Raw genomic sequence first — 25387 nt, 5'->3', positions numbered from 1 at the left:
GGAAGGCCATCCGGAATCTTTTATGGCCACCTCCAACGGGTAAAAGCCAGACGACCTGCAATCCGTTGTTTTTACTCCGTGCTCTCCGTGAACCCCGTGGTTAACCGCTTTTTCCAGGATCATCCCAGCTTGCGCTTGAGGATGTCGTTCAACTGCTGCGGATTGGCTTTACCCTTCATGGCTTTCATTGCCTGGCCGACAAAGAAGCCGAACATCTTGTCCTTGCCGCTGCGGTATTCGGCGACCTGATTCGGGTTGGCGGCGAGGATTGCGTCCACGATGGCTTCAATCGCGCTGCTGTCGGACACCTGTTTCAACCCGCGCGCCTCGATAATCGCATCCACGTCGCCCTCGCCCTGCCACAGCGCTTCGAATACTTCCTTGGCCAGCTTGCCGGACAGCGTGCCGTCGGCGATGCGCTGTATCAGTGCAGCGAGCTGACTGCTGGATACCGGGCTGTTGGCAATGTCGAGTTCGCTGCGGTTGAGCGCGGCGGAGAGATCGCCCATCACCCAGTTGGCGCAGATTTTGGCCTCGCCGCCTGCCGCGGCCACCAGCGCCTCGTAATAAGCGGCCAGCGTCTTGGAAGATGTGAGCAGGCCCGCATCGTAAGCGGGCAGGCCATATTGCGTCACAAAACGGCGGCGCATCGCCTCCGGCAGTTCCGGCATGGCGGCGCGGGTGCGTTCTATCCATTCCTCGGAAATCACCAGCGGCAGCAGATCCGGGTCGGGGAAGTAGCGGTAGTCGTGCGCATCTTCCTTGCTGCGCATGGTGCGGGTTTCGTCGCGCTCCGGGTCGTACAGGCGCGTTTCCTGGCGGATGCTGCCGCCGTCCTCGATGATCTCGATCTGGCGCCGCGCCTCGTATTCGATGGCGCGTTCCAGGAAGCGGAACGAGTTGAGGTTCTTGATCTCGCAGCGCGTGCCGAGAGCGCTGCTGCCCAGGCGTCGCACCGAGACGTTGGCGTCGCAACGGAAGCTGCCTTCCTGCATGTTGCCGTCGCAGATTCCCAGCCATACCACCAGACTATGCAGCGTTTTGGCGTAGGCTACGGCTTCAGCCGAGCCGCGCATGTCCGGCTCGGAAACGATCTCCAGCAATGGCGTGCCGGCGCGGTTCAGATCGATGCCGGTCATGCCGTGGAAGTCTTCGTGCAGCGACTTGCCGGCGTCTTCTTCGAGGTGGGCGCGGGTGATGCGGACGGTTTTCTCGCGCTCGCCGACTTGAATCGTGAGGCTACCGCCTTCCACGACAGGCAGCTCCATCTGACTGATCTGGTAGCCCTTGGGCAAGTCCGGGTAGAAGTAATTCTTGCGCGCGAATACCGAGCGGCGGCTGATGTTGGCACCGATGGCGAGGCCAAGCTGGATCGCGCGCTCCACCGCGCCCTTGTTCAGCACCGGCAACACGCCGGGCAGCGCGATATCCACCGCGCTGGCCTGGGTGTTGGGCGCTGCGCCAAAGGCAATGCTGCTGCCGGAGAAGATTTTGGAGCGGGTGGAGAGCTGGGTATGAACCTCAAGCCCGACGACGATTTCCCAGTTCATGTTATTGGGCCTCCGGCATGCGCGTGTGCCAGTCGGTGACGAGCTGATACTGGTGGGCGACGCCCAGCATTTCCGCCTCGGCAAAATAGTTGCCGATGATCTGCAGGCCCACCGGACGGCCGTTGGCGCCGAAGCCGCACGGCACCGACATGCCCGGCAGCCTGGCGAGATTCACGGCGATGGTGTAGATGTCGGACAGATACATGGACACCGGGTCGCCGGCTTTTTCGCCGAAATTGAACGCGGTGCTGGGTGCCGTGGGCCCCATGATGATGTCGCATTGCTTGAACGCCGCATCGAAATCCTGTGCGATCAGGCGACGGATTTTTTGTGCCTGCATGTAATAGGCATCGTAATAGCCGTGGCTCAATACGTAGGTGCCGATCATGATGCGGCGTTTGACTTCGCTGCCAAAGCCCTGCGCGCGGGTTTTCTGGTACATGTCGGTGAGGTCGGTGTAATCCGGCGCGCGGTAGCCGTAGCGCACGCCGTCGAAACGCGACAGGTTGGTGGACGCTTCCGCCGGGGCAAGCACGTAGTACACCGGAATCGACAGCCGGGTGTTGGGCAGCGAGATGTCCACGGTTTTGGCACCGAGCTTGCGGTATTCGGCTAGCGCCGTTTCCACTGCTGCGCCCACGTCGGCGGAGAGGCCTTCAGCAAAATATTCGCGCGGCAGGCCGATTTTCAGCCCGGCCAGCGGCTGGTCCAGATTGCGGGTGTAGTCCTCGTCCGGGCGTTCCAGGCTGGTCGAGTCGCGCTCGTCGAAACCCGCCATCACGTTCATCAGCAGCGCGCAGTCTTCGGCGGATTTGGCCATCGGCCCGGCCTGGTCGAGGCTCGAGGCGAACGCGATCATGCCGTAACGCGACACCACGCCGTAGGTGGGTTTGAGGCCGGTGATGCCGGTCAGCGCGGCGGGCTGGCGGATCGACCCGCCCGTGTCCGTGCCGGTGGCAGCGGGCGCCAGGCGTGCCGCCACGGCTGCTGCCGAGCCACCGCTGGAGCCGCCGGGAACTGCGTCCGCGTCCCACGGATTTTTTACCGCGCCGAAATACGAGGTTTCATTGGAAGAGCCCATGGCGAACTCGTCCATGTTGGTTTTGCCCAGGCTGACCATGCCCGCCGCCCTGAACCGGCTGATCACATGGGCGTCGTAGGGGGCGATGAAGTTGTCCAGCATCTTCGAGCCGCAGGTGGTGCGCCAGCCGTCGGCGCAGAAGATGTCCTTGTGCGCGATGGGAATGCCGGTGAGCGGCGCAGCGGCGCCGGCGGCGATGCGGGCGTCGGCGGCGCGGGCTTCCGCCAGCGAGCTTGCTTGGTTGAGCGTGACAAAGGCGTTGAGCGCCGGATTGAGCGCGTGGATGCGCTCCAGGTAGCTTTGCGTCAGCTCCAGGCTGGAAATTTTTTTCTCGGCCAGCAGCGCGGCGAGTTGTTTCAGGCTTGCGTTGATCATGGGGGGAGGGCTATTCGATGACTCTCGGTACCAGGTACAACCCGGCTTCGACCTGCGGCGCGATGGCCTGGAACTTTTCGTGCTGATCGGTTTCTGTCACGGTGTCGTCGCGCAAGCGCTGGCACACATCCTGGGCATGAGACATGGGCGCCACATCCGTGGTGTCCACCGCCTGCATTGCTTCAATCAGGCCGAAAATTTCGTTGAGCTGCTGTTGATAGGCCGCCGCCTCCTCATCGGTAACGGCAATGCGGGCGAGCAGGGCGACACGTTTCACGTCTTGCAGGGATAGGGACATAAAGCGCAAATCTTCACAGGAAACAAGCCTGTTAGGGTAACATATACGGTTTATTCAAGGCTAATCCGGGAGCCTGCCGGACGCAAAGTTCTTCAAGTCCACAGGCCCCTGGCCTTGAATCCCCGGTTCCACTTTAGCGGAAACACAAACATGTTCGGATTTCTACGCGGTTATTTTTCTACTGACCTGGCCATTGACCTGGGCACCGCCAATACGCTGATTTATGTGCGCGGCAAGGGCATCGTGCTGGACGAGCCGTCGGTCGTGGCGATACGCCAGGACGGCGGCAGCGCCAAGAAAACCATCCAGGCGGTGGGACTGGAGGCGAAACAGATGCTCGGGCGCACCCCGGGCAATATCACCGCCATTCGCCCAATGAAAGACGGCGTGATCGCCGATTTCACCATCACCGAGCAGATGCTCAAGTATTTCATCAAGAAAATCCATGACACGCGCATGTTCCATCCCAGCCCGCGCATCATTATTTGCGTGCCATGCGGCTCCACCCAGGTGGAACGGCGTGCCATTCGCGAATCGGCGATCGGCGCCGGTGCGCGTCAGGTGTATTTGATCGAGGAGCCGATGGCAGCGGCGATTGGCGCCGGTCTGCCGGTGGCAGAAGCGACCGGCTCCCTGGTGGTGGACGTCGGCGGCGGCACCACCGAAGTCGGCGTGATTTCGCTGGGCGGTATCGTCTATGCCTCGTCGGTGCGAGTAGGCGGCGACAAGTTCGACGAAGCCATCATCAACTACATCCGCCGCAATTACGGCATGCTGATCGGCGAAGCCACCGCGGAGAACATCAAGAAGGGCATCGGTTCGGCCTTTCCCGGCTCCGAAGTGCGCGAAATGGAAGTCAAGGGGCGTAACCTGGCGGAAGGCATTCCGCGCAGCTTCACCATCTCCAGCAACGAAATCCTGGAGGCGCTCACCGATCCGCTCAACAACATCGTCAGTGCAGTGAAGTCAGCGCTGGAACAAACCCCGCCCGAGCTGGGTGCCGACATCGCCGAAAAAGGCATGGTGCTGACCGGCGGCGGGGCGCTGTTGCGCGACCTGGATCGCCTGCTGATGGAAGAAACCGGCCTGCCGGTGATCGTTGCCGAGGATCCGCTCACCTGCGTGGTGCGCGGCTCAGGCCGCGCGCTGGAAGAAATGGACAAGCTTGGTGCGGTATTCGCCCAGGATTCCTGATCTGCAATGCTGCACCGCCGCACCTCATCGCCGCCTCAAGCCATTGGAATACCTCGATAGCCCATGCCCAACCGGGACGCCCAACTGCAACTATTTCCGCGCGGCCCGGGCGCGGGCGCGCGCCTGTTGATCTATGTGCTGATCAGCATTGCGGTGATCGTGGCAGATACGCGTTTCAAGGTATTGGGTGGCGTGCGCAGTGTTTTGTCTACCCTGCTCTACCCGATCCAGGAAGCAGCCCAGACACCGCTGGGCATATATGACCAGGTCAGCGGCTTTTTTGTCAATCACGCCGACCTCCAGCACGACAACGCCGTGCTGCGCCAGCGCAACCTGGATTATGCCGGTGCCGTACTGCGCTACCGTGATCTGGAGCAGGAGAATAACCGTCTGCGTACCTTGCTTGATGCGCGTAAACGCACCGCATTGCACACCCGCCTGGCCGAAATCATCTCGGTGCCGCGCGACCCGTACAGCCGTAAAATCATTGTGGATCGTGGCAGCCAGGATGGCGTGCGCGCCGGCCAGCCGGTAATGGATGAAATCGGGCTGCTGGGCCAGGTTACCCGCGTCTATCCCTACACCAGCGAAATCACCTTGCTCACCGATGCCGGGCAGCCGGTGCCAGTGCAAATCCGGCGTAACGGTTTGCGTGCGATCGCTTTCGGCAAAGGAACGGATGGCGTTATCGATGTACCTTACCTGCCGCAGAGCGCGGATATTCGCAATGGCGACCTGCTGGTGACTTCCGGAATTGACGGAGTGTACCCACCCGGCCTGCCGGTGGCCACGGTAGCGCGTATTGACCATAGCGCGAATCATGCATTCCTGCGCGTTGAATGCATTCCCAAAGCCGCTATTAATAGTTATCGGCAAGTGTTGATCGTGGATGGCACACCCGCTTCCCGCGCAGCGCTGCCGGCACGGCACGTTCCTCAAGGCAAGCCGAAATGAGCTTTGTCACGCCCAAGGGTCCGACCATGCCGGTCGCGGCGCGCACCCCGCTGATCGTGATCAGCCTGCTGGCGGGATTGGCGCTCAACCTGCTGCCATGGATGGGTACGGCACTGTGGTGGCGGCCGGACTTTTTGCTGGTAATCATGCTCTACTGGGTGGTGCAGCAGCCGCGGCGTGTCGGCATGGGCGCGGCGTGGGGGCTGGGCCTGCTCACCGATCTGGCGAATGGCGGGGTACTCGGCCAACACGCCATGGCCTATACCGTGGCGGCGTTCGGCGCGTTGCTGCTGCAGCGCCGCATCCTCAATTTCAATCTCTGGCAGCAGACACTGCAGATGCTGCCGCTGCTGCTGGCCGAGCAATTGACCAGCATCCTCGCGGCCACTTTTGCCGGGCATGCGTTCAGCGGGGCCGAATATTTTCTGGCAGTCCCTAGCGGCACGCTGCTATGGCTGCCGGTATCCCTGCTGCTGCAGTGGCCGCGTCAGGCACCGCGGGCTGCAGATGCCTCATGAGCCGACCTGCGCAGCTCAGAAATTACCAGCTTGAACTAGCCGGGTTTCGCCAGCGCGTAGTCATCGCCGCGGGGTTTGTGGTGGTGCTGTTCCTGCTGCTGCTGGCGCGGTTTTTTTATGTACAGGTGCTGGAATACCAGCGCTACCACACCCTGGCCGAAAACAACCGCATCACGGTTGTGCCCACGCCACCCAATCGAGGGCTGATTCTCGACCGCCACGGCGTGGTGATGGCGCACAATTATTCTGCCTACACTCTGGAGATCACCCCGAGCAAAACCGGCGATCTGGACGCCACCATCAATGGCCTGGCGCAGCTGGTCGAGATCACCCCGGCACAGCGCAAGCGTTTTGCCAAGCTGATGGCCGAGAGCCGCAATTTTGAGGCGCTGCCGCTGCGCACCCGGCTCACCGATGAGGAGGTGGCGAAACTGGCGGCCAATCGCTATCGCTTTCCCGGAGTCGAGGTCAAGGCGCGTCTGTTCCGGCAATACCCGCTGGGGGCCTCCGCCTCGCACCTGCTGGGTTACATCGGGCGTATCAACGATGCCGACCTGAAACGCCTCGATGAAGAGGGCGTCATGGCCAACTACCGGGGTTCCGACCACATCGGCAAGGTGGGCATCGAGCAGAGCTACGAAACCGAGTTGCATGGCATCACCGGCGCCGAGCAGGTGGAAACCGACGCGGGCGGCCACGCGGTGCGCACCCTGTCGCGTATCAATCCGGTATCCGGCAACAGCCTGGTGCTGTATCTGGATAGCAAGCTGCAGGCGGTGGCGGAAAAAGCCTTCGGCAGCTATCGCGGCGCGCTGGTGGCCATCGATCCCAAAACCGGCGGGGTGCTGGCATTTGTCAGCACGCCCGGTTTCGATCCCAACCTGTTCGTGGATGGCATTGACACGGCGAGCTGGAACGCACTCAATGACTCGCCCGACAAACCGCTGCTTAATCGCGCGCTGCGCAGCGCCTATCCGGAAGGTTCCACGATCAAGCCGTTCATGGCGCTGGCAGGTTTGAGTTACGGGGTACGCAAGCCCAGTGACACCATCTTCGACCCCGGTTATTTTTCGCTGCCCAACAGTAGCCACCGCTACCGCGACTGGAAGGCAGGCGGACACGGCATGGTGGACATGCACAAATCCATCGTGCAGTCGTGCGATACCTATTACTATCGTCTTGCCAACGACCTGGGCATAGACCGCATGCATGCCTTCCTGTCCCAGTTTGGCTTCGGCCGGAAAACCGGCATCGACATGGAGGGTGAGGTGGCGGGGGTATTGCCGTCGCGCGAGTGGAAGGCCAAACGCTCCAGACAACCCTGGTACCCCGGCGAGACAGTGATCGCCGGTATCGGCCAGGGCTATAATCTGGTCACGCCGTTGCAACTGGCGGTGGCCACGGCTGCGCTGGCCAATGGTGGCATCGCCTTTCGCCCACAACTGGTGCAGGCGATTATCGATAGTCGTACCGGCCAGCGCCGCGCAGTGCTGCCGCAGGTGCTTAACCGCATCAAGCTCAATCCGGCTGATCTGCAGGTCGTGGTGGCTGCAATGGAGGATGTCACTCGTCCCGGGGGCACCGCAGCCGCAGCGAATGCGGGCGCGCCCTATCTGATTGCCGCCAAGACCGGCACCGCCCAGGTGGTCGGCATCAAACAGGGCGAGAAATACGACGCCCGGCGTGTTTTGGCCCGCCACCGCGACCATGCGGTGTATATTGCATTTGCGCCGGCGGACGCACCCAGGATCGCGCTGGCGGTGCTGGTGGAAAACGGCATGCACGGCGGCACCACGGCGGCGCCGATTGCACGCGCGGTGATGGATTATTATCTGCTTGGCAAGCTGCCCAAAAGCGAGGTGCTTAAGGCCCCGGCGGGCGCAACAGGAGAAGTGCATGCGGATTAGACGCTGGCTGCTCAAAGTGCTGTCGCACATCGATGCGCCCCTGCTGCTGCTGCTGCTGACGCTGATGCTGATGAGCCTGTTTGTGCAGTACAGCGCGGCCAGCCAGAGCGATGCGCGACTCCTGTCGCATGGCCTCAACATGCTGGTGGCGTTGGGCGTCATGGTGCTGGTGGCCAATATTCCGCCGCAATATCTGCTCAGCCTGGCGTTGCCGCTGTATGTGGTGGGAGTGTTGCTGCTGCTCGGCGTCGCCACGGCAGGCGAAGTGGTCAATGGCTCGCGGCGCTGGCTCGATCTGGGGGTGACGCGCATCCAGCCCTCCGAGATCATGAAAATTGCCATGCCGCTGATGTTGGCCTGGTATTTCCACCACCACGAAGCCACCCTGCGCCTCAAGGATTACGGCATTGCCGCGTTGCTGCTGGCAATACCGGTGGCGCTGGTAGCCAAGCAGCCCGACCTGGGCACCGCGCTGCTGATTTCCGCGTCTGGTTTTTATGTGCTGTTTTTCGCCGGCCTGCCCTGGCGCATCATGCTGGGCATGCTGGCGGCACTGGCTGCCAGCCTGCCGGTGGCGTGGCATTTTCTGCATGATTACCAGCAAAAGCGCGTGCTGACGCTGATAGACCCGACCCAGGATCCGCTGGGCGCGGGCTACCACATCATCCAGTCCACCATTGCCATGGGGTCGGGCGGCAGCTTTGGCAAGGGCTGGTTGCAGGGCACCCAAACCCACCTGGATTTTTTGCCGGAACGCACCACGGACTTTGTTTTCGCGGTATTCAGCGAAGAGTTCGGTCTGCTCGGCAACGTGCTATTGCTCACCCTGTTCCTGGCCATCATTGTGCGCGGCTTGATGATCGCTGCCAGCGCGCCTACACTGTTTGCCCGGTTGATGGCAGGCAGTTTGACGCTGGCATTTTTTACTTACGCATTCGTCAACATGGGCATGGTCAGCGGCATCCTGCCGGTGGTGGGCGTGCCGTTACCGCTGGTGAGTTACGGCGGCACGGCAATGGTCACGGTGATGTTGGGCTTTGGCATTTTGATGAGCGTAAAAACCCACCGAAAGTTACTCAAATCATGAAACCACAGTTTACACTCTACATCGCCGTTCTGGTGCTGGCGGGCTGCGCCGGCCAGCCGCTGCGTACCGTGCCGGAAACGCCCGCCACGCCGGCTGGCGGTGCCGCCAGGCCCGCCGAGCCTGCGGCCAGCGGCAATGTAGCCAAATCCGCCAAGCCGGGAGGTTATTATCTGGACGACGGTCCGGGCGACAATCCGCCGCCCGATCTGGATGCAATACCCGATGCCGTACCCAGGCCAGAACCGCTGTACAAATACGCCAATAGACCTTACCTGGCGCTGGGTCATGAATATACGCCCCTGGCCACCAGCAAGGGCTATAAAGCAGAAGGACTGGCATCCTGGTATGGACGCCGGTTTAATGGCAAACGCACGTCTTCCGGCGAGACTTACGACATGTATGCAATGACGGCTGCACATCCCACTTTGCCGCTGCCCAGCTACGCGCGGGTGACGTCACTGGCTACGGGGAAATCCGTGGTGGTGCGCATCAATGACCGCGGCCCGTTTCATAGCGGGCGTATCATTGATCTGTCGTATACCGCCGCACACAAGCTCGGCATCGTGCAGGGCGGCAGCGGCCGGGTTGAGGTGGAGAGCATTACCCCCGGAGACATTGCGCGCGACCGTGACGCAGGCAGCGATTCCGGAACTTATTTGCAACTGGGTAGTTTCACCCGTCGCGCCAATGCCGAGAAATTGCTGGCGCGCGCCGCCACCCAGCTCGATACCCAAAGCAATGAGCTGGTCATTTTCAACCGCGACGACCGCTACCGGGTCGCGCTGGGACCTTATGCCGATACGGACAGTGCCGACCAGGCAGCGCGCGAAGTGCAACAGCGGATGAATCTGAAGCCGGTTCGTGTTATCCGTTGAACCAAAACCTTCCTGATTGCTCACTGATTAGCTGATGAAAAAATTCTTTGCCCTCCTATTGTTGTTTATTTCCTTCACCGCACTGGCTGCCCCGGCTGACCTGCCGATGGCGCCGCCGCCCCAGTTGGCGGCCAAGGCCTGGCTGCTGCTCGACACCCAAAGCGGTCAGGCACTGGCCGAGCACAATGCCGACCAGCGTATCGAACCGGCATCGCTGACCAAGCTGATGAGCGCGTATCTGAGCTTCGCCGCCCTGCGCCAGGGGCGCATCAAGTTGACCGACACCCTGCCGGTGTCGGAAAAAGCCTGGAAGGCCGAAGGCTCGCGCATGTTCATCGAGCCCAACAAACCGGTCACCGTGGCCGAGCTGCTGCGCGGCATGATCGTGCAATCCGGCAACGACGCCACGATTGCCCTGGCCGAGACCATTGGCGGCAGCGAGGCCGGGTTTGTCACGATGATGAACAAGCAGGCCCAGCGCCTGGGCATGAGCAACACCCACTTCGTCAATTCCACCGGCCTGCCGGATCCGCAGCACTACACCACAGCACGTGATCTGGCGCGGCTGGCAGCGGCCATCGTGCGCGATTTTCCCGAGTTCTATCCGCTCTACTCGATCAAGGAATACACCTACAATGGCATCACCCAGGCCAATCGCAACCGCCTGCTATGGACTGACCCCACCGTGGACGGCATGAAAACGGGCCACACCCAGAACGCGGGCTACTGCCTGATTGCCTCGGCGCGGCGCGGCGAGCGCCGTTTGTTGTCGGTGGTGCTGGACACCGACGCCGATGCAGTGCGTGCGATGGAGAGCCAGCGCCTGCTCAATTACGGCTTTCAGTTTTTCGACAGCGTGAGGCTATATGCCAAAAACCAGACCGTGGCCAAGCTGAAAGTCTGGAAAGGCGCCTCCAATACCATCAAAACCGGCTTCACCCGCGACGTCTACCTCAGCCTGCCGCGCGGTCAGGCCAGAGACATCAAAGCCAGCCTGACCACGCGCCAGCCGCTGCTGGCGCCGCTGGTGGCAGGCCAGCAGGTGGGCACCGTCACCCTTACGCTGAATAACAAACCGCTGGCGCAATATCCGTTGCTGGCCCTGGAAAGCGTGGGCGTAGCCAACCTCTTCGGGCGTGCCTGGGATGGCCTGCGCCTGATATTCAAATGAGGTGGAGATCCGATGAGCGAAGCCAGCCTGATTGAATACCCGAGCGATTTCCCCATCAAGATCATGGGCGCGGCGCACCCCGAGTTTGCCCGGACCATCCTCGAAGTGGTACTGCAGTACGCGCCGGATTTCGACGCCGCCAGCATGGAAATGCGTCCCAGCAGCGGCGGCAACTACCTCAGCGTGACCTGCACCGTGCGCGCCACCTCGCGTGAACAGCTGGATAACCTGTACCGGGCACTGAGCAGCCACGCCATGGTCAAGCTGGTGCTGTAAGCCTTGGCAGACGTGCTGATTCGTCACCTCGGGCGGGTGGATTACACGCCCACCTGGCATGCCATGCAGGATTTCACCGCACAGCGCGATGCCGCTACGGACGACGAAATCTGGCTGCTGCAACATCCGCCTGTCTATACCCTGGGGCAGGCCGGCAAGCCGGAACATCTGCTGCACCGTACCGACATTCCGCTGGTCAAAATCGACCGCGGTGGCCAGATCACCTACCACGGCCCCGGCCAACTGGTGGCTTACCTGCTGGTGGATTTGAAACGGCGCGGGCTGGGCGTGCGCGAACTGGTCAGACGCATGGAGCAGGCCGTGATCGACCTGCTGGCAGAACACGGCATAAGCGCTGAACGTAAGGCCGACGCCCCCGGCGTCTATGTGAACGGCGCCAAAATTGCCGCGCTGGGACTGCGCATCAAACACGGCTGCAGCTACCACGGAGTGGCGCTGAATGCGGACATGGATTTAACCCCGTTCAGCCATATCAATCCGTGTGGCCACCAGGGCATGGCCGTGACGCAAACCCGCGATGTGGGCATCGCCGCGACACCGGCCGAGCTGGCTGAAACACTGGCCGCCCATCTGACCCGACATATCACGCTGTGAAGCACAGCAAAGGAACCTGAACATGGCCGATATCAAACTGCACAAAGGCGAAGCCAAAACCGCGCGCATCCCGATCAAGATCGTGCCGCAAGAACGGCTCAAAATGCCGCCCTGGATCCGCGCCAAATCGCCCAACTCGCCCGAGGTCGCCGAACTCAAGGCCATCCTGCGCGAGCAAAAGCTGCACACCGTGTGCGAGGAAGCCTCCTGCCCCAACCTGGGCGAATGCTTCCGTCACGGCACCGCCACCTTCATGATCCTGGGCGACCTGTGCACCCGGCGCTGTCCGTTCTGCGACGTCGGCCACGGCAAACCGCTGGCACCCGACAGCGAAGAACCCGCGCACCTCGCCCACACCATCGCCGCGATGAAACTCAAATACGTGGTCATCACCAGCGTCGACCGTGATGACTTAAGGGACGGCGGCGCCGGACATTTTGCCGAGTGCATCCGCGCCGTGCGCGCAACCGCGCCCCACACCCGCATCGAAATTCTCACCCCGGATTTTCGCGGCCGCCTCGACATTGCGCTGGACCTCTTGGGCCGCGCCCTACCCGACGTGATGAACCACAACCTGGAAACCGTGCCGCGCCTGTACAAGGCCGTCCGACCCGGCGCCGACTACGCCCATTCCCTGCAACTGCTCAAAGCTTTCAAAGCGCAGCACCCCGGCATCCCCACCAAATCCGGCATCATGGTCGGCCTCGGCGAAACCGACGACGAGGTGCTCGAAGTCATGCGCGACTTAAGAGCCCACCACGTCGACATGCTCACCATTGGCCAGTACCTGCAACCCTCCAGCCACCACATCCCGCTGACCCGCTACGTCACCCCGGCGCAGTTCGCCGTATTCGAGGCTGCCGCCACCGAGATGGGTTTCAAACATGCCGCCTGCGGGCCGATGGTGCGCAGCAGCTATCATGCGGATCAGCAGGCGCGGGGGGTGACAACATAATGCCGGGACAATAACGGGCGAATCGGCGTTCCCGTTTTTTATACAGGCTAAAAATTCCGGAGGCGTTTTTCGCGCCGGGGTCAGCCGCCTGCCAAGCGCCGATACTGGATGGTTTCGGCGATGTGGCGCGTGGCGATGTGTTCGCTGTCGCCCAGGTCGGCCACACTGCGCGCTACCTTGAGGATGCGATGGTAGGCACGGGCGGACAGGTTGAAGCGCGCGATGGCGTGTTTGAGCAGTGCCTCACCCGCTGCATCCGGTACGCAATGGGTGTCGATTTCCTTGCTACCCAGTTCCGCATTGGGCTTGCCCTGGCGCGCAATCTGGCGGGCACGGGCGGCTTCCACCCTGATCTGTATCGCGGCGCTGGTTTCGCCGTTGGACTGGCGCAACAAATCGTCGTGCGACAGCGCAGGGACTTCGATCTGGATGTCGATGCGATCGAGCAGCGGGCCGGAGATGCGCCCCCGGTAGCGCGCAATCTGGTCCGGCGTGCAGCGGCACTTGCCAGTGGGGTGGCCGAGGTAGCCGCATGGGCACGGGTTCATCGCTGCGATCAATTGAAAGCGCGCCGGAAAATCGGCCTGCCGAGCGGCGCGCGAGATGGTGATGCGTCCGGATTCGAGCGGTTCGCGCAGCACTTCCAGCACGCTGCGCGGGAATTCCGGCAACTCGTCGAGGAACAGCACACCATGGTGCGCCAGCGAAATCTCACCCGGGCGTGGGATACCGCCGCCGCCCACCAGCGCCACGGCAGAGGCGGTGTGGTGCGGGCTGCGGTAGGGGCGGCGCTTCCAGTGCTCAATGCGAAAGCCGCCATTCAAGGAATGCAATGCAGCAGATTCGATGGCTTCCCGTTCGTTCATGCCGGGCAGGATGCCAGGAAAGCGCGCCGCCAGCATGGACTTGCCGGTACCCGGCGGCCCCGCCATCAGCACCGAGTGGCCGCCGGCAGCGGCGATCTCCAATGCGCGCTTGACGCCGAGCTGGCCTTTGACTTCGTTGAAATCCGGGTAGTGCGCTTGTGCAAGCGCCACTGGCAGTACGGCTTGCAGGGGAAGCGGGGGTTGTCCGGCAAGATGGGCACATACGGCCAGCAGCGAATCGGCGGGGTGGACGACGGCGTTTTCCACTAGCGCGGCTTCCTGCGCGCTGGCGCTGGGCAGGACGAAGGCCCGCCCGCTGGAAACCGCACCCAGGGTCATCGCCAGCGCACCGCGGATCGGGCGCAGCTCACCGGTCAGGGCCAGTTCGCCGGCGAATTCGTAGTCTTTCAGCTTATGGGCGGGAATCTGCCCGGAGGCGGCAAGGATGCCCAACGCGATAGGCAGGTCAAAGCGCCCGGATTCCTTGGGCAAGTCGGCCGGGGCGAGGTTGACGGTGATGCGCCGCGCCGGGAATTCAAAGCGTGCGTTCTGGATCGCCGCCCGCACCCGGTCGCGGGATTCTTTTACCTCGGCCTCGGGCAAACCGACAATGGTAAAGCTGGGCAGGCCGTTGGCGAGGTGCGCTTCCACCACCACCTGCGGCGCGTCCATGCCGGACAGCGCCCGGCTATAGAGGACGGCGATGCCCATTACCGGAGGTCAGGGTTCCAGCTGTTGCGGCTGATCGGAGACGGGCGGCGTCAGGGCTTCCAGCTGTGCCAGGCGCGTTTCCAGTTCGGCGAGTTTTTCGCGCGTGCGCAGCAGCACTTCCTGCTGCACGTCGAATTCCTCGCGCGTCACCAGATCGAGCTTTTGCAGCGCGCCCTGCATCATGGCGCGGATGTTTTTCTCAATGTCTTTGGCCGGGCTCTGGCTGATTGCCTGGCTGATTTTTCCGCCGATTTCGTCGAGCAGTTTCTGATTGGGCAGCATCTGGGTTCTCCTGACAGTAAACACCGGCCAGTGTACCAAATAAGCGGCCGCTGAATGTTCAAACTCTGGTGATGGCAATCCCCGTAAACCAGTCAGCCAGATGGCCTAATCCATCATGCCCTTACGCAGTGCATTTGGTAATTTATGTGCACTGTAATAGTGCGTTAAAAAGCGGATGGTTATCAAAAATATCCATAACCCATTGTTATACATTTATTAAAAAAGTGGCATGCAGCGTGCTTAGTGGATTGTCGCAATGTTGCGATTTTGAAGACATTAGGGAGATTTCTCATGCACAAACTGACTCAAGCATTAATTTTTGCCGGGGTACTGGCTAGTCCGGCCATGGCATTGGCCGAAGGCGCTCCCGCTACTCCCGCTCCGGCCGCCATCCCGACCCTGTCTGACGTGCTGAATGCGTCCAACATTTCCGTTACCGGCTATGTGGACCTCGGCTACACCCATCTGAACAGTACCGGGCTGTTTACCAATGCTGGCCCCACTCGCGTGTTCGATGCACCCAATGCCTCAGCCGGCCATGATTTTAATAGTTTCAATCTAAATCAGGCGGCGGTGACCGTCGCCATGCAGCCGAAAGAAGGGTTTGGTGGATTGGTGAACTTGACCGCTGGGCAGGACGCCCAAGTCATCGCCTCGGCAGGGGAAGGCGCAACACCATTCCCCTACTCTGGCCATTATTTTGATATCACCCAGGCTTATCTGAGCTACGCCACCGGCCCACTCACCATTATCGGCGGCAAATTTGTCACCTTGGCCGGCGCTGAGGTCATTGCCAGCCCATCGGACACCAATTATTCCCGTTCGATTTTGTTCGGTTACGCCATCCCCTTTACCCATACCGGCGTACGCGCCACCTACGCAGTAAATGACACCCTGAGCCTGCTTGCCGGGATCAACAACGGTTGGGATCAAGTGTCGGATCTGAATAAAGACAAAACTGTGGAGTTGGGTTTCATCGCCACCCCGGTCAAAATGTTCTCGCTGGCCGGCACGTTTTACGGTGGAAAAGAACTGACGACGGCTCCCTTTGCTGGTGGAGTCAACGGCACGCGTAATTTGTACGACCTTGTTGCCACCATCAATGCCACTGACCAACTGGCTTTTGTCTTGAACTACGATTATGCCACCCAGGAAAATGCCACGTTACCCAGTGGCGGGAAGGGTAAAGCAAAATGGGACGGCCTGGCCGCCTATGCAAATTACCAGTTCAACGACCAATGGCGTATTTCGCTACGCGGCGAGTATTTTAATGACACGGACGGTTTCCGTACTGGTATTGCGCAGAAGTGGAAGGAAGGAACCTTCACCGTTGCCTATATGCCGACCAAGCATGTCGAACTGCGTGCTGAAGTGCGCAAGGACAAGTCGGACAAGCCGGCTTTCTTGACCACCGCTGGCACCGGAAAAGACAGCCAGACTTCCGCGGGTTTGGAAGCCATCTACAAATTCTGAGGTTTGGATAGAACCCTTGGCTCAATCTGTGTTTAAGGAGATAACATGAAATTCGTTACGGCAATCATCAAGCCGTTCAAGCTCGACGAGGTGCGTGAAGCGCTGTCCGCCATTGGCGTGCAGGGCATCACGGTGACCGAGGTGAAGGGTTTTGGACGGCAAAAGGGGCATACCGAGCTGTATCGCGGTGCGGAATACGTGGTGGATTTCCTGCCCAAGGTCAAAATCGAGGCGGCGATTGCGGCCGATCTGCTGGATCAGGTGATCGAGGCAATCGAGAAATCCGCACACACCGGCAAGATCGGTGATGGCAAGGTTTTCGTATTCAACCTGGAGCAAGTCGTGCGCATCCGCACCGGCGAATCCGGGCCTGAAGCACTTTAAGGGAGAGCAACATGAAGAAATGGCTCATTGCAATCAGCATGCTGTGCACGCTGGGCTTGTCCGGCATGGCCAGCGCAGACGAGGCGGCACCGCCAGCCGCTGCCCCGGCAGCCGCAGCGGCTCCGGCAACTGACACCGGCGCCACACCGGCTGCGACACCACCGGCCACGACTGCACCCGCCGCTGCACCGGCTGCGGCAGCGCCCAACCCGGCGGCCTTTATCAACTCTGGCGACAACGCCTGGATGCTGACTTCCACTGCGTTAGTACTCATGATGACCATCCCGGGTCTAGCCTTGTTCTATGGTGGTATGGTACGCAAGAAAAATGTGCTGGCCACGGTGATGCAGAGCTTTGCAATCACCTGCCTGGTCACGGTGCTGTGGATGATCGTTGGCTACAGCCTGGCGTTTACCACAGGCAGCGGGTTTATGGGGGGGCTGAGTCGATTCTTCCTGTCGGGTCTGGGTCTGGATAGCGTGAACGCGTTGGCGCCGACCATTCCGGAAACAACTTACATGACCTTCCAGATGACATTTGCGATCATCACCCCGGCACTGATTGTAGGCGCGTTCGCTGAGCGCATGAAGTTTTCCGCACTGCTATGGTTTATGGGTGCCTGGTTGATTGCTGTATACGCACCGATCGCACACATGGTATGGGGCCCGGGCGGCTGGCTTGGCGCCGATGGCGTGCTGGACTATGCCGGCGGCACGGTGGTGCATATCAACGCAGGTGTGGCGGGTCTGGTAGCCGCACTGGTGATTGGTAAACGCGTGGGATATGGCAAAGAGCCCATGCCGCCGCACAACCTGGTGCTGACCATGATCGGCGCTGCATTGTTGTGGGTGGGCTGGTTCGGTTTCAACGCCGGTTCAGCCGTTGCCGCCAGCGATCGTGCCGGCATGGCGATGGCTGCTACCCAGATCGCCACCGCAACCGCAGCTTTGAGCTGGATGTTTGTTGAATGGATGGCGAAAGGTAAACCAAGCCTCCTGGGTATCTGCTCAGGCGCGGTAGCCGGTCTTGTTGCCATCACCCCGGCCTCGGGTTTTGTCGGTCCGTCCGGCGCGCTGTTTATCGGAATCGCTGCGGGTGTGGTGTGCTTCTGGGCTGCGGTATACCTGAAAAACATGATTGGTTATGACGACTCGCTTGACGCCTTCGGCGTACATGCCATCGGTGGTATTGTGGGCGCGATGCTGACTGGTGTATTCGCTGTTAAAGCCATCGGCGGTACCGCCGGCATGCTCGAAGGCAATATCGCTCAACTAATGATCCAGGCCAAGGGTATAGGGGTTACTATCGTTTATGACGCGGTCGTGACTTTCATCATTCTTAAGGTGGTAGACATGGTCATTGGCCTGCGTGTGACCGAAGATCAAGAGCGCGAAGGTCTGGATATCAGCCTGCACGGTGAGAAATTAGAGTAGACCAACCACGAGCAGCGCTATATGGTTCCGGACTGGCTTCACTGGTACTCATTGCCTGCTCCAACTCCTAAACGCCCCGGAAGGGGCGTTTTTTATGGTTTTCTGGCTGACTTTTGCGGTCATTATCTCGAAATTCACCGTGGGCTGCGAAGGCAACCCCCACATAGCAATACATTGTGAGGGGGTAAGAAGCAGCTACCTGCTGATGGATTGAATGTCAGGCGGTTCCACGGGCACCGGAAACGGTGCCGTTTTTACTTCCAGCACCATCGGACACGAAAAGCCACAGCGGAATTCCTTCAAGCCCGACTGTTCCTAGCGTTCCACCAGATCGCGGTAAACATGCCAAGTGGCGTGGCCGATAAGCGGGAACACCACCGCCATGGCGATAAACGACGTGACAAAACCCAATACGCTCAGCGCAACGATGATGAGCGCCCACTCCAGCATCAATAGCGGATTGGTACGCACCACCCACAGGCTGGTCATCAGCGCCGTGGCCAGATCAGCCTTGCGGTGCAGCATCATGGGCAGCGATACCACGCTCAACGCGAATACCAGTATTGCAAGCAATCCCCCCACCACGGCGTAGGGCAGCAGCAAGCCAAACTGTCCGGAACCAGCCAGCAGAGCATGAGGGAAGCCCGCAAAGCCCACCTGATCGCCGGATACGTATACGCCCACCAGAATGGCGGAGAGCCGTTCCCAAACACTGAAAATGAATGCCAGCAGCAGTGCATAGAAACCAATCGACGCACCGTTAGCGCGCAAAGGCTTGAGGATATGCGCGAGACGTGGCGCGTGATGATGTTCCGCCTGACGGCTGAGATCGTAAAACACCACAGCAAGAAACGGTGCAATCAGCAAGAACCCGCTGGTCAGCGTCATCCCCGCCTGCACCCCGTTCCAGGCAAGGTGCACCAGTGCGTAACCCAGCGCCGCGAACAGGGCCCCAAATCCCAGGCTCAACAGCGGGGTGCGCCGCATGTCACTCCAGCCCTGGCGCAACCACAGCAAGGGGCGGGTGTAGCCGGCGATGCGGTCGATGGCGGGCAGATCTATCGCATGCAGATTGGGCTTGATGGCGATTTTGTCCATGATTTTCTCCTTGGTAAATGGGCGGATACCCTACCAGTCTAGAACATCATGGCAATTTCGGATTCGCAGGATAATTTCAGTCCGGCTCGCTGAAAGCGGCATCAAAATCCACCGCGTTATCCGACACCGGTATCCCGCGCGTGACGGCAAAGCCCTTGCCTCCGGCGCTCAGCACAAGGTGGGCGCGGTCGGGAAATTCACCCAGCATCCAGTAAATTTCGGAAGGGTGAACCGGGGCATGGTTGCGGGTGAGGTGGCGGATCAACAGCTGCCCGCCGTTCACTTTCACCAATAAGGGCAGCGGCAGCTTATGCGGCAGAATGTGATGGTGCACCACCCATTCAATCGGGGTGGGTTTGCGGCCCGGCGCGTTACGTGCATCAATGCGAAAATGCGATCCGCCGCCGGCCTCTTTGTTCAACTCGCCCACCCAGCCGATGCTAAGACCTGCGTGGACGATAATGGTCTTGCCCGCAAAGCGCTGTAAAAAGCGCGTACGCAAGGCTGTGGGGTCGGGACGGAATGCGGCTATAATCTTCGCTAACATCGCTAAATTATAACCAGACATGCAGCCTGCTTCATCTGTTGGCATTGTCGTACCCCAGACCGCCCATTTCACCACCCCGCTCACCCTCAAAAGTGGCGCGGTGCTGCCGTGCTACGACCTGGTGTATGAAACCTACGGCACGCTTAATGCGGATAAAAGCAATGCGATCCTGGTGTGCCATGCGCTGTCGGGCAACCATCATGTGGCGGGTGTGTATGCCGAGCATGACAAAAAACCGGGCTGGTGGGACAACATGGTGGGGCCGGGCAAACCGATCGATACGGAGCGCTTTTTCGTGATCGGCTTGAATAATCTGGGCGGTTGTCACGGCTCCACCGGCCCGGCCTCGATTGACCCCGCCAGCGGGCAACCGTTCGGCTCGCGTTTTCCGCTGGTGACGGTGGAGGACTGGGTGGAAAGCCAGACGCGGCTGGCGGATAGCCTGGGCATTCGGCAATTCGCTGCGGTCATGGGTGGATCGCTGGGCGGCATGCAGGCGCTGCACTGGAGTATTCAACACCCCGAACGGGTGCGCCATTGCCTGGTGATCGCCTCTGCGCCCAAGCTTACCGCACAGAACATCGCTTTCAATGACGTGGCGCGACAGGCGATTCTCACTGATCCGGATTTTCACGGCGGCGATTTTTACGCACATAACACCCGCCCGCGGCGCGGCCTGCGCCTGGCGCGCATGCTGGGGCACATCACGTATCTTTCCGACGATGTGATGGGCAGCAAGTTTGGCCGCGTGCTACGCTCCGGCGCATTCAATTATGGCTACGATGTGGAATTCGAGATCGAATCCTATCTGCGCTACCAGGGCGACAAATTCGCCGAAAGTTTCGATGCCAATACGTATTTGCTGATGACCAAGGCGCTGGATTATTTCGATCCCACCCATCACCACGCCAGCGGCAAGTTATCGGACGCCCTGAAACCCGCGCAGGCAGATTTTCTGGTGCTGTCATTTACCAGCGACTGGCGCTTTGCGCCGGAACGCTCGCGCGAAATCGTCAAGGCGCTGCTGGATAACGAATGCCGCGTGAGTTACGCCGAGATTACCTCCGGCCATGGCCACGACGCCTTTCTCATGCCCGATACGCATTATCACAGCCTGGTGCGTGCCTATATGGAAAGGGTCGCGTCATGATGCGCCATGATTTCCATACCATCGCCAACTGGGTCAAGCCGGGTTCCAAGGTGCTAGACCTCGGCTGCGGCGACGGCAGTCTGCTCAAATTCTTGCAGGACACGCGCCAGGCGCGCGGCTATGGCGTGGAGCTGACCGACGCCAATATCCTGGCCGGGGTGAAAAACGGCATCAACATCATCCAGAACGACCTTGAATCCGGATTGTCGGTGTTTGAATCCGGCTCCTTCGATCACGTCATCCTGTCGCAAACGCTGCAAGCCATGCGCCACACCGAGGCCATTCTGCGCGAGATGCTGCGCGTGGGACGCGAAGGCATCGTCACTTTCCCCAATTTCGGCTACTGGAAAAACCGTCTGCAAGTGCTGCGCGGCAACATGCCGGTGTCGGACGACATTCCCTACCAGTGGTACGACACGCCCAACGTGCACCTGTGCACCATGCACGATTTCGAGGCGCTGTGCATAAAACTGGGCTTCCACATCCGCGAACGCGTGGTAATGACCGCAGGCACGCCGGTGCGCTTCCTGCCCAATCTGGCCGGCAGCCTGGCGGTGTATCGCTTCGGACGCGTACAATAATCCATGCCCACCCCGCTCATTGCCCTGGAGTCTCAAGCGGACAGCGCGGTGGTGCGGGTATCGGGCGACTGGCTGCTGCACAATCTGGCGAGCCTGGCGTCGGCGCCGTTACCTGCGTTGCCAGCCGGCGGCATGGTGCTCGATGGCGCCGACCTCGCCGCACTGGACACCAGCGGCGCACTGCGTTTGCTGGAGCTCATGCGTGACGCCGGGGCAGACCCGCAACAAATTACTCGGGTCAATTTTTCTGATGCCCATGCGGCGGTGTTCGAACTCGTGGCGCGCAATTTTGCCGACACCATGATCACCACGCCGCCGACGCGTGGCGGCATGCTGACGCATATTGGCCGCGGCTCTTTGGCGGCATGGCGACACGTGTGTGGCACGGTCAATTTTGTCGGTGTGTTAAGTTGCCATTTGCTGCAACTGCTGCGCCACCCTGGCGCATTTCGCCATAAGGAGTTTGTCGCTCAAATCGAGGCAGTATTCGTCAACGCCATTCCATTGGCATTTGCCATGATGTTCCTGATGGGCGTGGTATTCGCTTACCTGCTTGGCATTCAGGCGCAGCAATATGGCGCCAGCATTTTTGTGGTGGACGGTGTGGCACTGGCCATGTCTCGCGAACTGGCGCCGGTGATCGTTGCCATCCTGGTGGCGGGACGCTCCGGTGCCGCGATGACCGCACAGATCGGGTCGATGAAGGTGAATGATGAGATTGACGCGATCAGCGTGCTGGGACTGTCGCCCTACACCGTGCTGGTGGTACCGCGCATTTTGGCGCTGCTGATTGCGTTACCGCTGCTGGTATTCATCGGCGATGTGGCGGGTATCCTGGGGGGGATGCTGGTGGCCGAGCGGCAGCTGGGAATCGAAGCGTCCGCGTTCATTGCCCGTCTGGATCAGGTGCTGCCTATCAAAACTGCTGTGTTGGGGCTGATCAAGGCACCGGTGTTTGCCCTGTTTATCGGCGTGATTGCCTGCCGCATGGGATTTACCGTAGCGCGCGACGCCCAAAGCGTAGGAGCAAATACTACATCTACCGTGGTACAGAGCATTGTCGCGGTGATTATTATCAATGCAATGTTTGCGGTTGCTTTCGTCGAGCTGGGATTTTGATGGACGCGCAACCCATTATTCAACTCGATAACATCGTGACCCGCTTTGCCGCGCAGAGCGTACACGATGGCGTGAGCTTAAGCGTGAATCGTGGCGAAGTGGTTGCACTGATTGGTGGCAGCGGATCAGGCAAGTCGGTTTTGCTCAAGGAACTGGTTGGCTTGATCAAACCGACAGCCGGCACGGCACGCCTGTTTGGCGAGGACGTGTGGGCGGCGGATAGCGCGCAACTCAACCGCCTGCGCCAGCGTTTCGGCATGTTGTTTCAGGATGGCGCGTTATTCTCATCGTTGAGCGTGGAGCAAAATGTGGCGGTGCCCCTGCTCGAATACACGCGCTTGCCCAAGGCGGAATGCCTGCGTCTGGCGCGGCTCAAGCTGGCGCTGGCCGGGCTGCCCGAATCCACCGCCACAAAAATGCCCAGCGCGTTGTCGGGGGGAATGCGCAAGCGGGTCGCACTGGCGCGCGCGCTGGCACTGGATCCGGAGCTGCTGTTTCTTGATGAGCCCACGTCCGGCCTGGATCCGATATCGGCGCGCGCATTCGACCAGCTTATCCGTGTGCTGTCGGATGGGCTGGGGCTCACCGTGTTTCTGATTACCCACGATCTGGATACACTCTTGTCGATCATAGATCGGGTGATTGTGCTGGCGAATCATCAGGTGCTCGCCGACGGCACGGTGGCGGCACTGAAGAAAATTGATGATCCCTGGCTACGCGATTATTTTTCGTCGCGCTCCAATGTGGTAGAGGCCTAAAGGAAGCATTATGGAAGCGGAAGCCCGGTATACCCTGGTGGGCACTATTGTGCTGATTGTTTCACTCCTGTTGATCGCCGGGCTGCTGTGGCTGGCTGGTGGAGCAGACAGGGTCTCCTATCGACATTACACGATTTATTTTACTCACCAATCCATGGATGGCCTGGATGTAAGCAGCGCAGTCAAAATGCGCGGCATCAAGGTAGGTGTGGTGGATAGCTACCAGTTCGCCGGCGGTGGGCTAGATGCAGTACGCATGGATATCAAGGTGGACCAGGCCACGCCGATACGCAGCAATGCCGAGGCACTTGTCAAACGTAACTTTGTGACTGGTGTAGCGACCATTGAAATACGTAACCCGGATGCAACCAGTCCACTGTTGACCGAGGTGCTGCCGAATGAGCGTTACCCGGTGATTGCCGAAGGCAAATCGGACCTGGATAATGTTGCTAATGCGCTATCGAAAATGGCCGAAAACGGCGCGCAAGTGCTGGACAAGGTGAATCTGCTGCTGTCTGACGCCAACCGCAAAGGCATCTCCGACACCATACAAAATCTGCAGGCGATTTCCACCAACCTGGCCGACAATAAGCAGGCGTTTAATACAGCTGTGCAAAGCATACATGACGCCGCCGATGAGTTTCGCGTAGCGGGTGTTAGCATCACCAGGGCTGCTCGCAGTGCCGAAAGCAGCATCCAGAGCGTAGGCAAAAATGCCGACGGCGCAATCAACCAAGCCACCACTGCCATGGAAAACCTGCAACGCCAGACTAGCGACGTGTCCAACCGCTTGCAGGGACTGGCGGAAATTGGCACGCTGGAATTCACCAGTGTCAGCCGGGATCTGCGCAGCAGCGCCGACGCTGTCAGCAGCGCCGGACAGCGTCTGTCCAATCCGCGTGGCATCCTGTTCGGCACGGGCAAACCACAACCGGGGCCGGGAGAATAATAAACATGCGCGCCAACATTAAAAACTACCTGATTGCTGGAATGCTGGCGCTGAGTTTGGGCGGATGTATTAGTTTGGCGGGCAATAAAAACGCGCCGGAAATCACCACTTATGTACTCGAAGACCCAGGCCATGCTACGCCCGCTGCCACCGTCAACCCGCGTACCCTGCTGGTGCTGGACACCACAACCGATGCTTTCTATAACACCGACAGTATTGCCTTCAGCCGGGCACCCGGCACGCGTGGCCTGTATCAGTATGCGCGCTGGGCAGATCGTCCCGGCAAGCGTTTGAGTGAACTGCTGCTGACACGCCTGGATGCAGACCGTATTTTCGCGACAGTCGCCTCCGGCGGCAGCGGCGTCAAGGGCGACTGGGTGCTCGATACCCGGCTGCTGGCGTTCTATCATCAGGCCAGCGCCGCACCCGGCAGCGTCCATGTCGAGTTGCGCGCAGAAGTCATGGATTTGCGCAGTCGGGTTCTGGTGGCGCGCAAGCTGTTCATCCAGGAGCTACCCGCACCAACCTACAACGCGGCGGGTGCTGTCGCTGCCTTCAATATTGCCACCGGCAAGCTGCTCGATGATATTGAGGCGTGGCTGCAAACTTTGCCCGCAACCGGGGCAGACCGGCGATAAACAAGCTTCCTTAACTGCCTGCGGGATTTTGTCTATATTGGTAGCAACACCATAACCATAAAGGAGTGCCCCGTATGAAAGCCCTTGTCACCTTCACCCTGGCCGCCAGCCTGCTGGCATTACCTATTGCCGCTCATGCCGGGCAGGCATATCCCGCCGAGCAGGTTGTCAAATACGGCAGTATTGAAATCCATTACAACGCCATGCCCACCGATGAGCTGCAGCCGGAGGTAGCGAAAAACTACCATATCGAACGCAGCCATAACCGCGGGTTACTCACTATTGCAGTACTGCGCAAGAACAAGCTGGGCGTCGCCGAGCCGGTTCCCGCCGTGCTTGCTGCCACCGTGGTCAATCTCAGCTCGCAGCTGGCTGAGATTTCCATGCGCGAAATCAGGGAAGGCAGCGCAGTCTATTATCTCGGCGAGTTTCGTGTAACACCGCCAGATACGCTGAAATTTAGCGTCAGCGCGCAACCGGCCGGTGAAACGCGGAAATACCAGGCCAATTTCAGCAGGCCGTTTTTTTAAACAGGAAGCCTC

Annotated in this window: 27 protein-coding genes; 20 read left to right on the top strand and 7 right to left on the bottom strand. The window is 60.2% G+C overall.

Features of this window, described 5'->3' with window-relative positions:
• Positions 1–119 precede the first annotated feature (119 nt).
• From gatB to gatC, 3 genes are read right to left on the bottom strand one after another with little or no spacing between them, the layout of a single operon-like run.
• A complete protein-coding gene (gatB, locus tag GZH91_RS00610; RefSeq protein WP_147069734.1) occupies positions 120–1550 on the bottom strand; it encodes an Asp-tRNA(Asn)/Glu-tRNA(Gln) amidotransferase subunit GatB in 1431 nt (476 codons plus the stop codon).
• A gap of 1 nt (position 1551) precedes the next feature.
• Positions 1552–3006: an Asp-tRNA(Asn)/Glu-tRNA(Gln) amidotransferase subunit GatA gene (gene gatA, locus GZH91_RS00605; protein WP_147069732.1), complete on the bottom strand. Its 1455-nt coding sequence runs from the start codon at positions 3004–3006 to the stop codon at positions 1552–1554.
• Positions 3007–3016: 10 nt separating this feature from the next.
• A complete protein-coding gene (gatC, locus tag GZH91_RS00600; RefSeq protein WP_147069730.1) occupies positions 3017–3304 on the bottom strand; it encodes an Asp-tRNA(Asn)/Glu-tRNA(Gln) amidotransferase subunit GatC in 288 nt (95 codons plus the stop codon).
• A gap of 150 nt (positions 3305–3454) precedes the next feature.
• Here gatC and GZH91_RS00595 point away from each other — a divergent pair, with 150 nt between their 5' ends.
• From GZH91_RS00595 to lipA, 10 genes are all read left to right on the top strand, one after another.
• Entirely contained in the window at positions 3455–4498 is a 1044-nt protein-coding gene (locus GZH91_RS00595; RefSeq protein WP_147069728.1) for a rod shape-determining protein, read from the top strand.
• A 63-nt stretch (positions 4499–4561) separates the two neighbouring features.
• Positions 4562–5452, top strand: a complete 891-nt coding sequence (mreC, locus tag GZH91_RS00590) for a rod shape-determining protein MreC (protein WP_147069726.1) — start codon at positions 4562–4564, stop codon at positions 5450–5452.
• Positions 5449–5970, top strand: coding sequence for a rod shape-determining protein MreD (gene mreD, locus GZH91_RS00585; protein WP_147069724.1), 522 nt, complete (start codon positions 5449–5451; stop codon positions 5968–5970). Before mreC ends, mreD begins: the two co-directional genes overlap by 4 nt.
• Positions 5967–7877 carry a penicillin-binding protein 2 gene (gene mrdA, locus GZH91_RS00580; RefSeq protein WP_147069722.1) on the top strand — a complete coding sequence of 637 codons (1911 nt, stop codon included), beginning with the start codon at positions 5967–5969 and terminating at the stop codon, positions 7875–7877. The genes mreD and mrdA overlap by 4 nt, the downstream gene beginning before the upstream one ends.
• A complete protein-coding gene (gene rodA / locus GZH91_RS00575; protein WP_147069720.1) occupies positions 7867–8964 on the top strand; it encodes a rod shape-determining protein RodA in 1098 nt (365 codons plus the stop codon). Before mrdA ends, rodA begins: the two co-directional genes overlap by 11 nt.
• Positions 8961–9839, top strand: a complete 879-nt coding sequence (locus GZH91_RS00570) for a septal ring lytic transglycosylase RlpA family protein (RefSeq protein WP_147069718.1) — start codon at positions 8961–8963, stop codon at positions 9837–9839. The genes rodA and GZH91_RS00570 overlap by 4 nt, the downstream gene beginning before the upstream one ends.
• Before the next feature lie 34 nt (positions 9840–9873).
• Positions 9874–11010, top strand: a complete 1137-nt coding sequence (locus tag GZH91_RS00565) for a D-alanyl-D-alanine carboxypeptidase family protein (protein ID WP_147069716.1) — start codon at positions 9874–9876, stop codon at positions 11008–11010.
• Between the two features lie 12 nt (positions 11011–11022).
• A complete protein-coding gene (locus tag GZH91_RS00560; RefSeq protein WP_147069714.1) occupies positions 11023–11286 on the top strand; it encodes a DUF493 family protein in 264 nt (87 codons plus the stop codon).
• A 3-nt stretch (positions 11287–11289) separates the two neighbouring features.
• Positions 11290–11901, top strand: a complete 612-nt coding sequence (gene lipB, locus GZH91_RS00555) for a lipoyl(octanoyl) transferase LipB (protein WP_174861807.1) — start codon at positions 11290–11292, stop codon at positions 11899–11901.
• A gap of 22 nt (positions 11902–11923) precedes the next feature.
• Positions 11924–12856 (top strand): lipoyl synthase, encoded by a 933-nt coding sequence (lipA, locus tag GZH91_RS00550; protein WP_147069712.1) that lies wholly within the window; start codon positions 11924–11926, stop codon positions 12854–12856.
• 80 nt (positions 12857–12936) lie between these two features.
• Here lipA and GZH91_RS00545 read toward each other — a convergent pair whose 3' ends face one another.
• Together GZH91_RS00545 and GZH91_RS00540 are read right to left on the bottom strand one after the other, a co-directional pair.
• A complete protein-coding gene (locus tag GZH91_RS00545; RefSeq protein ID WP_147069710.1) occupies positions 12937–14433 on the bottom strand; it encodes a YifB family Mg chelatase-like AAA ATPase in 1497 nt (498 codons plus the stop codon).
• A gap of 9 nt (positions 14434–14442) precedes the next feature.
• Positions 14443–14715, bottom strand: a complete 273-nt coding sequence (locus tag GZH91_RS00540) for an accessory factor UbiK family protein (RefSeq protein ID WP_307723863.1) — start codon at positions 14713–14715, stop codon at positions 14443–14445.
• A 291-nt stretch (positions 14716–15006) separates the two neighbouring features.
• Between GZH91_RS00540 and GZH91_RS00535 the strand changes: the two genes are divergently transcribed.
• From GZH91_RS00535 to GZH91_RS00525, 3 genes are read left to right on the top strand one after another with little or no spacing between them, the layout of a single operon-like run.
• Positions 15007–16188 carry an outer membrane beta-barrel protein gene (locus tag GZH91_RS00535; RefSeq protein ID WP_161984124.1) on the top strand — a complete coding sequence of 394 codons (1182 nt, stop codon included), beginning with the start codon at positions 15007–15009 and terminating at the stop codon, positions 16186–16188.
• Between the two features lie 45 nt (positions 16189–16233).
• Complete coding sequence (gene glnK / locus GZH91_RS00530) at positions 16234–16572, top strand: P-II family nitrogen regulator (protein WP_147069706.1); 339 nt, start codon at positions 16234–16236, stop codon at positions 16570–16572.
• A gap of 11 nt (positions 16573–16583) precedes the next feature.
• The gene (locus tag GZH91_RS00525; protein ID WP_174861806.1) at positions 16584–18005 is read left to right on the top strand and encodes an ammonium transporter; all 1422 of its coding nucleotides are present in this window, start codon (positions 16584–16586) and stop codon (positions 18003–18005) included.
• A 315-nt stretch (positions 18006–18320) separates the two neighbouring features.
• On the opposite strand, the gene GZH91_RS00520 is transcribed toward GZH91_RS00525, so the two are convergent.
• Together GZH91_RS00520 and GZH91_RS00515 are read right to left on the bottom strand one after the other, a co-directional pair.
• Positions 18321–19103: a DUF2189 domain-containing protein gene (locus GZH91_RS00520; RefSeq protein ID WP_147069704.1), complete on the bottom strand. Its 783-nt coding sequence runs from the start codon at positions 19101–19103 to the stop codon at positions 18321–18323.
• A gap of 76 nt (positions 19104–19179) precedes the next feature.
• Complete coding sequence (locus GZH91_RS00515; RefSeq protein WP_147069702.1) at positions 19180–19650, bottom strand: hypothetical protein; 471 nt, start codon at positions 19648–19650, stop codon at positions 19180–19182.
• A gap of 19 nt (positions 19651–19669) precedes the next feature.
• On the opposite strand from GZH91_RS00515, the gene metX reads away from it, so the two are divergent.
• The 7 genes from metX (at position 19670) to GZH91_RS00480 (ending at position 25375) form a co-directional block, all read left to right on the top strand.
• Positions 19670–20800: a homoserine O-succinyltransferase MetX gene (gene metX, locus GZH91_RS00510; protein ID WP_147069700.1), complete on the top strand. Its 1131-nt coding sequence runs from the start codon at positions 19670–19672 to the stop codon at positions 20798–20800.
• The gene (metW, locus tag GZH91_RS00505) at positions 20797–21381 is read left to right on the top strand and encodes a methionine biosynthesis protein MetW (protein WP_147069698.1); all 585 of its coding nucleotides are present in this window, start codon (positions 20797–20799) and stop codon (positions 21379–21381) included. The genes metX and metW overlap by 4 nt, the downstream gene beginning before the upstream one ends.
• A gap of 3 nt (positions 21382–21384) precedes the next feature.
• Complete coding sequence (locus tag GZH91_RS00500) at positions 21385–22500, top strand: ABC transporter permease (protein ID WP_147069697.1); 1116 nt, start codon at positions 21385–21387, stop codon at positions 22498–22500.
• Positions 22500–23258 (top strand): ABC transporter ATP-binding protein, encoded by a 759-nt coding sequence (locus tag GZH91_RS00495; RefSeq protein ID WP_147069695.1) that lies wholly within the window; start codon positions 22500–22502, stop codon positions 23256–23258. The genes GZH91_RS00500 and GZH91_RS00495 overlap by 1 nt, the downstream gene beginning before the upstream one ends.
• Positions 23259–23268: 10 nt before the next feature.
• Positions 23269–24207, top strand: a complete 939-nt coding sequence (locus GZH91_RS00490; protein WP_147069693.1) for an MlaD family protein — start codon at positions 23269–23271, stop codon at positions 24205–24207.
• A gap of 5 nt (positions 24208–24212) precedes the next feature.
• A complete protein-coding gene (locus tag GZH91_RS00485) occupies positions 24213–24845 on the top strand; it encodes an ABC-type transport auxiliary lipoprotein family protein (protein ID WP_223264437.1) in 633 nt (210 codons plus the stop codon).
• Between the two features lie 74 nt (positions 24846–24919).
• Positions 24920–25375 carry a DUF4426 domain-containing protein gene (locus tag GZH91_RS00480; RefSeq protein WP_223264436.1) on the top strand — a complete coding sequence of 152 codons (456 nt, stop codon included), beginning with the start codon at positions 24920–24922 and terminating at the stop codon, positions 25373–25375.
• Positions 25376–25387: the final 12 nt, after the last annotated feature.

The organism is Sulfuriferula plumbiphila (assembly GCF_009938015.1).
Classification (GTDB): Bacteria; Pseudomonadota; Gammaproteobacteria; order Burkholderiales; family Sulfuriferulaceae; genus Sulfuriferula; species Sulfuriferula plumbiphila.
This window is presented reverse-complemented; position numbering and strand designations above follow the sequence as displayed.

Excerpts from the sequence above, each read along its gene's own strand:
- mrdA (WP_147069722.1), top strand. The coding sequence starts at position 5,967 with ATGAGCCGACCTGCGCAGCTCAGAAATTACCAGCTTGAACTAGCCGGG.
- GZH91_RS00480 (WP_223264436.1), top strand. The coding sequence starts at position 24,920 with ATGAAAGCCCTTGTCACCTTCACCCTGGCCGCCAGCCTGCTGGCATTA.
- metX (WP_147069700.1), top strand. The coding sequence starts at position 19,670 with ATGCAGCCTGCTTCATCTGTTGGCATTGTCGTACCCCAGACCGCCCAT.
- GZH91_RS00500 (WP_147069697.1), top strand. The coding sequence starts at position 21,385 with ATGCCCACCCCGCTCATTGCCCTGGAGTCTCAAGCGGACAGCGCGGTG.
- mreC (WP_147069726.1), top strand. The coding sequence starts at position 4,562 with ATGCCCAACCGGGACGCCCAACTGCAACTATTTCCGCGCGGCCCGGGC.
- GZH91_RS00515 (WP_147069702.1), bottom strand. The coding sequence starts at position 19,650 with ATGTTAGCGAAGATTATAGCCGCATTCCGTCCCGACCCCACAGCCTTG.
- gatB (WP_147069734.1), bottom strand. The coding sequence starts at position 1,550 with ATGAACTGGGAAATCGTCGTCGGGCTTGAGGTTCATACCCAGCTCTCC.
- GZH91_RS00595 (WP_147069728.1), top strand. The coding sequence starts at position 3,455 with ATGTTCGGATTTCTACGCGGTTATTTTTCTACTGACCTGGCCATTGAC.
- lipA (WP_147069712.1), top strand. The coding sequence starts at position 11,924 with ATGGCCGATATCAAACTGCACAAAGGCGAAGCCAAAACCGCGCGCATC.
- GZH91_RS00565 (WP_147069716.1), top strand. The coding sequence starts at position 9,874 with ATGAAAAAATTCTTTGCCCTCCTATTGTTGTTTATTTCCTTCACCGCA.
- GZH91_RS00490 (WP_147069693.1), top strand. The coding sequence starts at position 23,269 with ATGGAAGCGGAAGCCCGGTATACCCTGGTGGGCACTATTGTGCTGATT.
- GZH91_RS00495 (WP_147069695.1), top strand. The coding sequence starts at position 22,500 with ATGGACGCGCAACCCATTATTCAACTCGATAACATCGTGACCCGCTTT.
- rodA (WP_147069720.1), top strand. The coding sequence starts at position 7,867 with ATGCGGATTAGACGCTGGCTGCTCAAAGTGCTGTCGCACATCGATGCG.
- GZH91_RS00535 (WP_161984124.1), top strand. The coding sequence starts at position 15,007 with ATGCACAAACTGACTCAAGCATTAATTTTTGCCGGGGTACTGGCTAGT.
- GZH91_RS00545 (WP_147069710.1), bottom strand. The coding sequence starts at position 14,433 with ATGGGCATCGCCGTCCTCTATAGCCGGGCGCTGTCCGGCATGGACGCG.
- GZH91_RS00540 (WP_307723863.1), bottom strand. The coding sequence starts at position 14,715 with ATGCTGCCCAATCAGAAACTGCTCGACGAAATCGGCGGAAAAATCAGC.
- gatA (WP_147069732.1), bottom strand. The coding sequence starts at position 3,006 with ATGATCAACGCAAGCCTGAAACAACTCGCCGCGCTGCTGGCCGAGAAA.
- GZH91_RS00525 (WP_174861806.1), top strand. The coding sequence starts at position 16,584 with ATGAAGAAATGGCTCATTGCAATCAGCATGCTGTGCACGCTGGGCTTG.
- GZH91_RS00485 (WP_223264437.1), top strand. The coding sequence starts at position 24,213 with ATGCGCGCCAACATTAAAAACTACCTGATTGCTGGAATGCTGGCGCTG.
- GZH91_RS00560 (WP_147069714.1), top strand. The coding sequence starts at position 11,023 with ATGAGCGAAGCCAGCCTGATTGAATACCCGAGCGATTTCCCCATCAAG.
- glnK (WP_147069706.1), top strand. The coding sequence starts at position 16,234 with ATGAAATTCGTTACGGCAATCATCAAGCCGTTCAAGCTCGACGAGGTG.
- metW (WP_147069698.1), top strand. The coding sequence starts at position 20,797 with ATGATGCGCCATGATTTCCATACCATCGCCAACTGGGTCAAGCCGGGT.
- GZH91_RS00520 (WP_147069704.1), bottom strand. The coding sequence starts at position 19,103 with ATGGACAAAATCGCCATCAAGCCCAATCTGCATGCGATAGATCTGCCC.
- gatC (WP_147069730.1), bottom strand. The coding sequence starts at position 3,304 with ATGTCCCTATCCCTGCAAGACGTGAAACGTGTCGCCCTGCTCGCCCGC.
- mreD (WP_147069724.1), top strand. The coding sequence starts at position 5,449 with ATGAGCTTTGTCACGCCCAAGGGTCCGACCATGCCGGTCGCGGCGCGC.
- GZH91_RS00570 (WP_147069718.1), top strand. The coding sequence starts at position 8,961 with ATGAAACCACAGTTTACACTCTACATCGCCGTTCTGGTGCTGGCGGGC.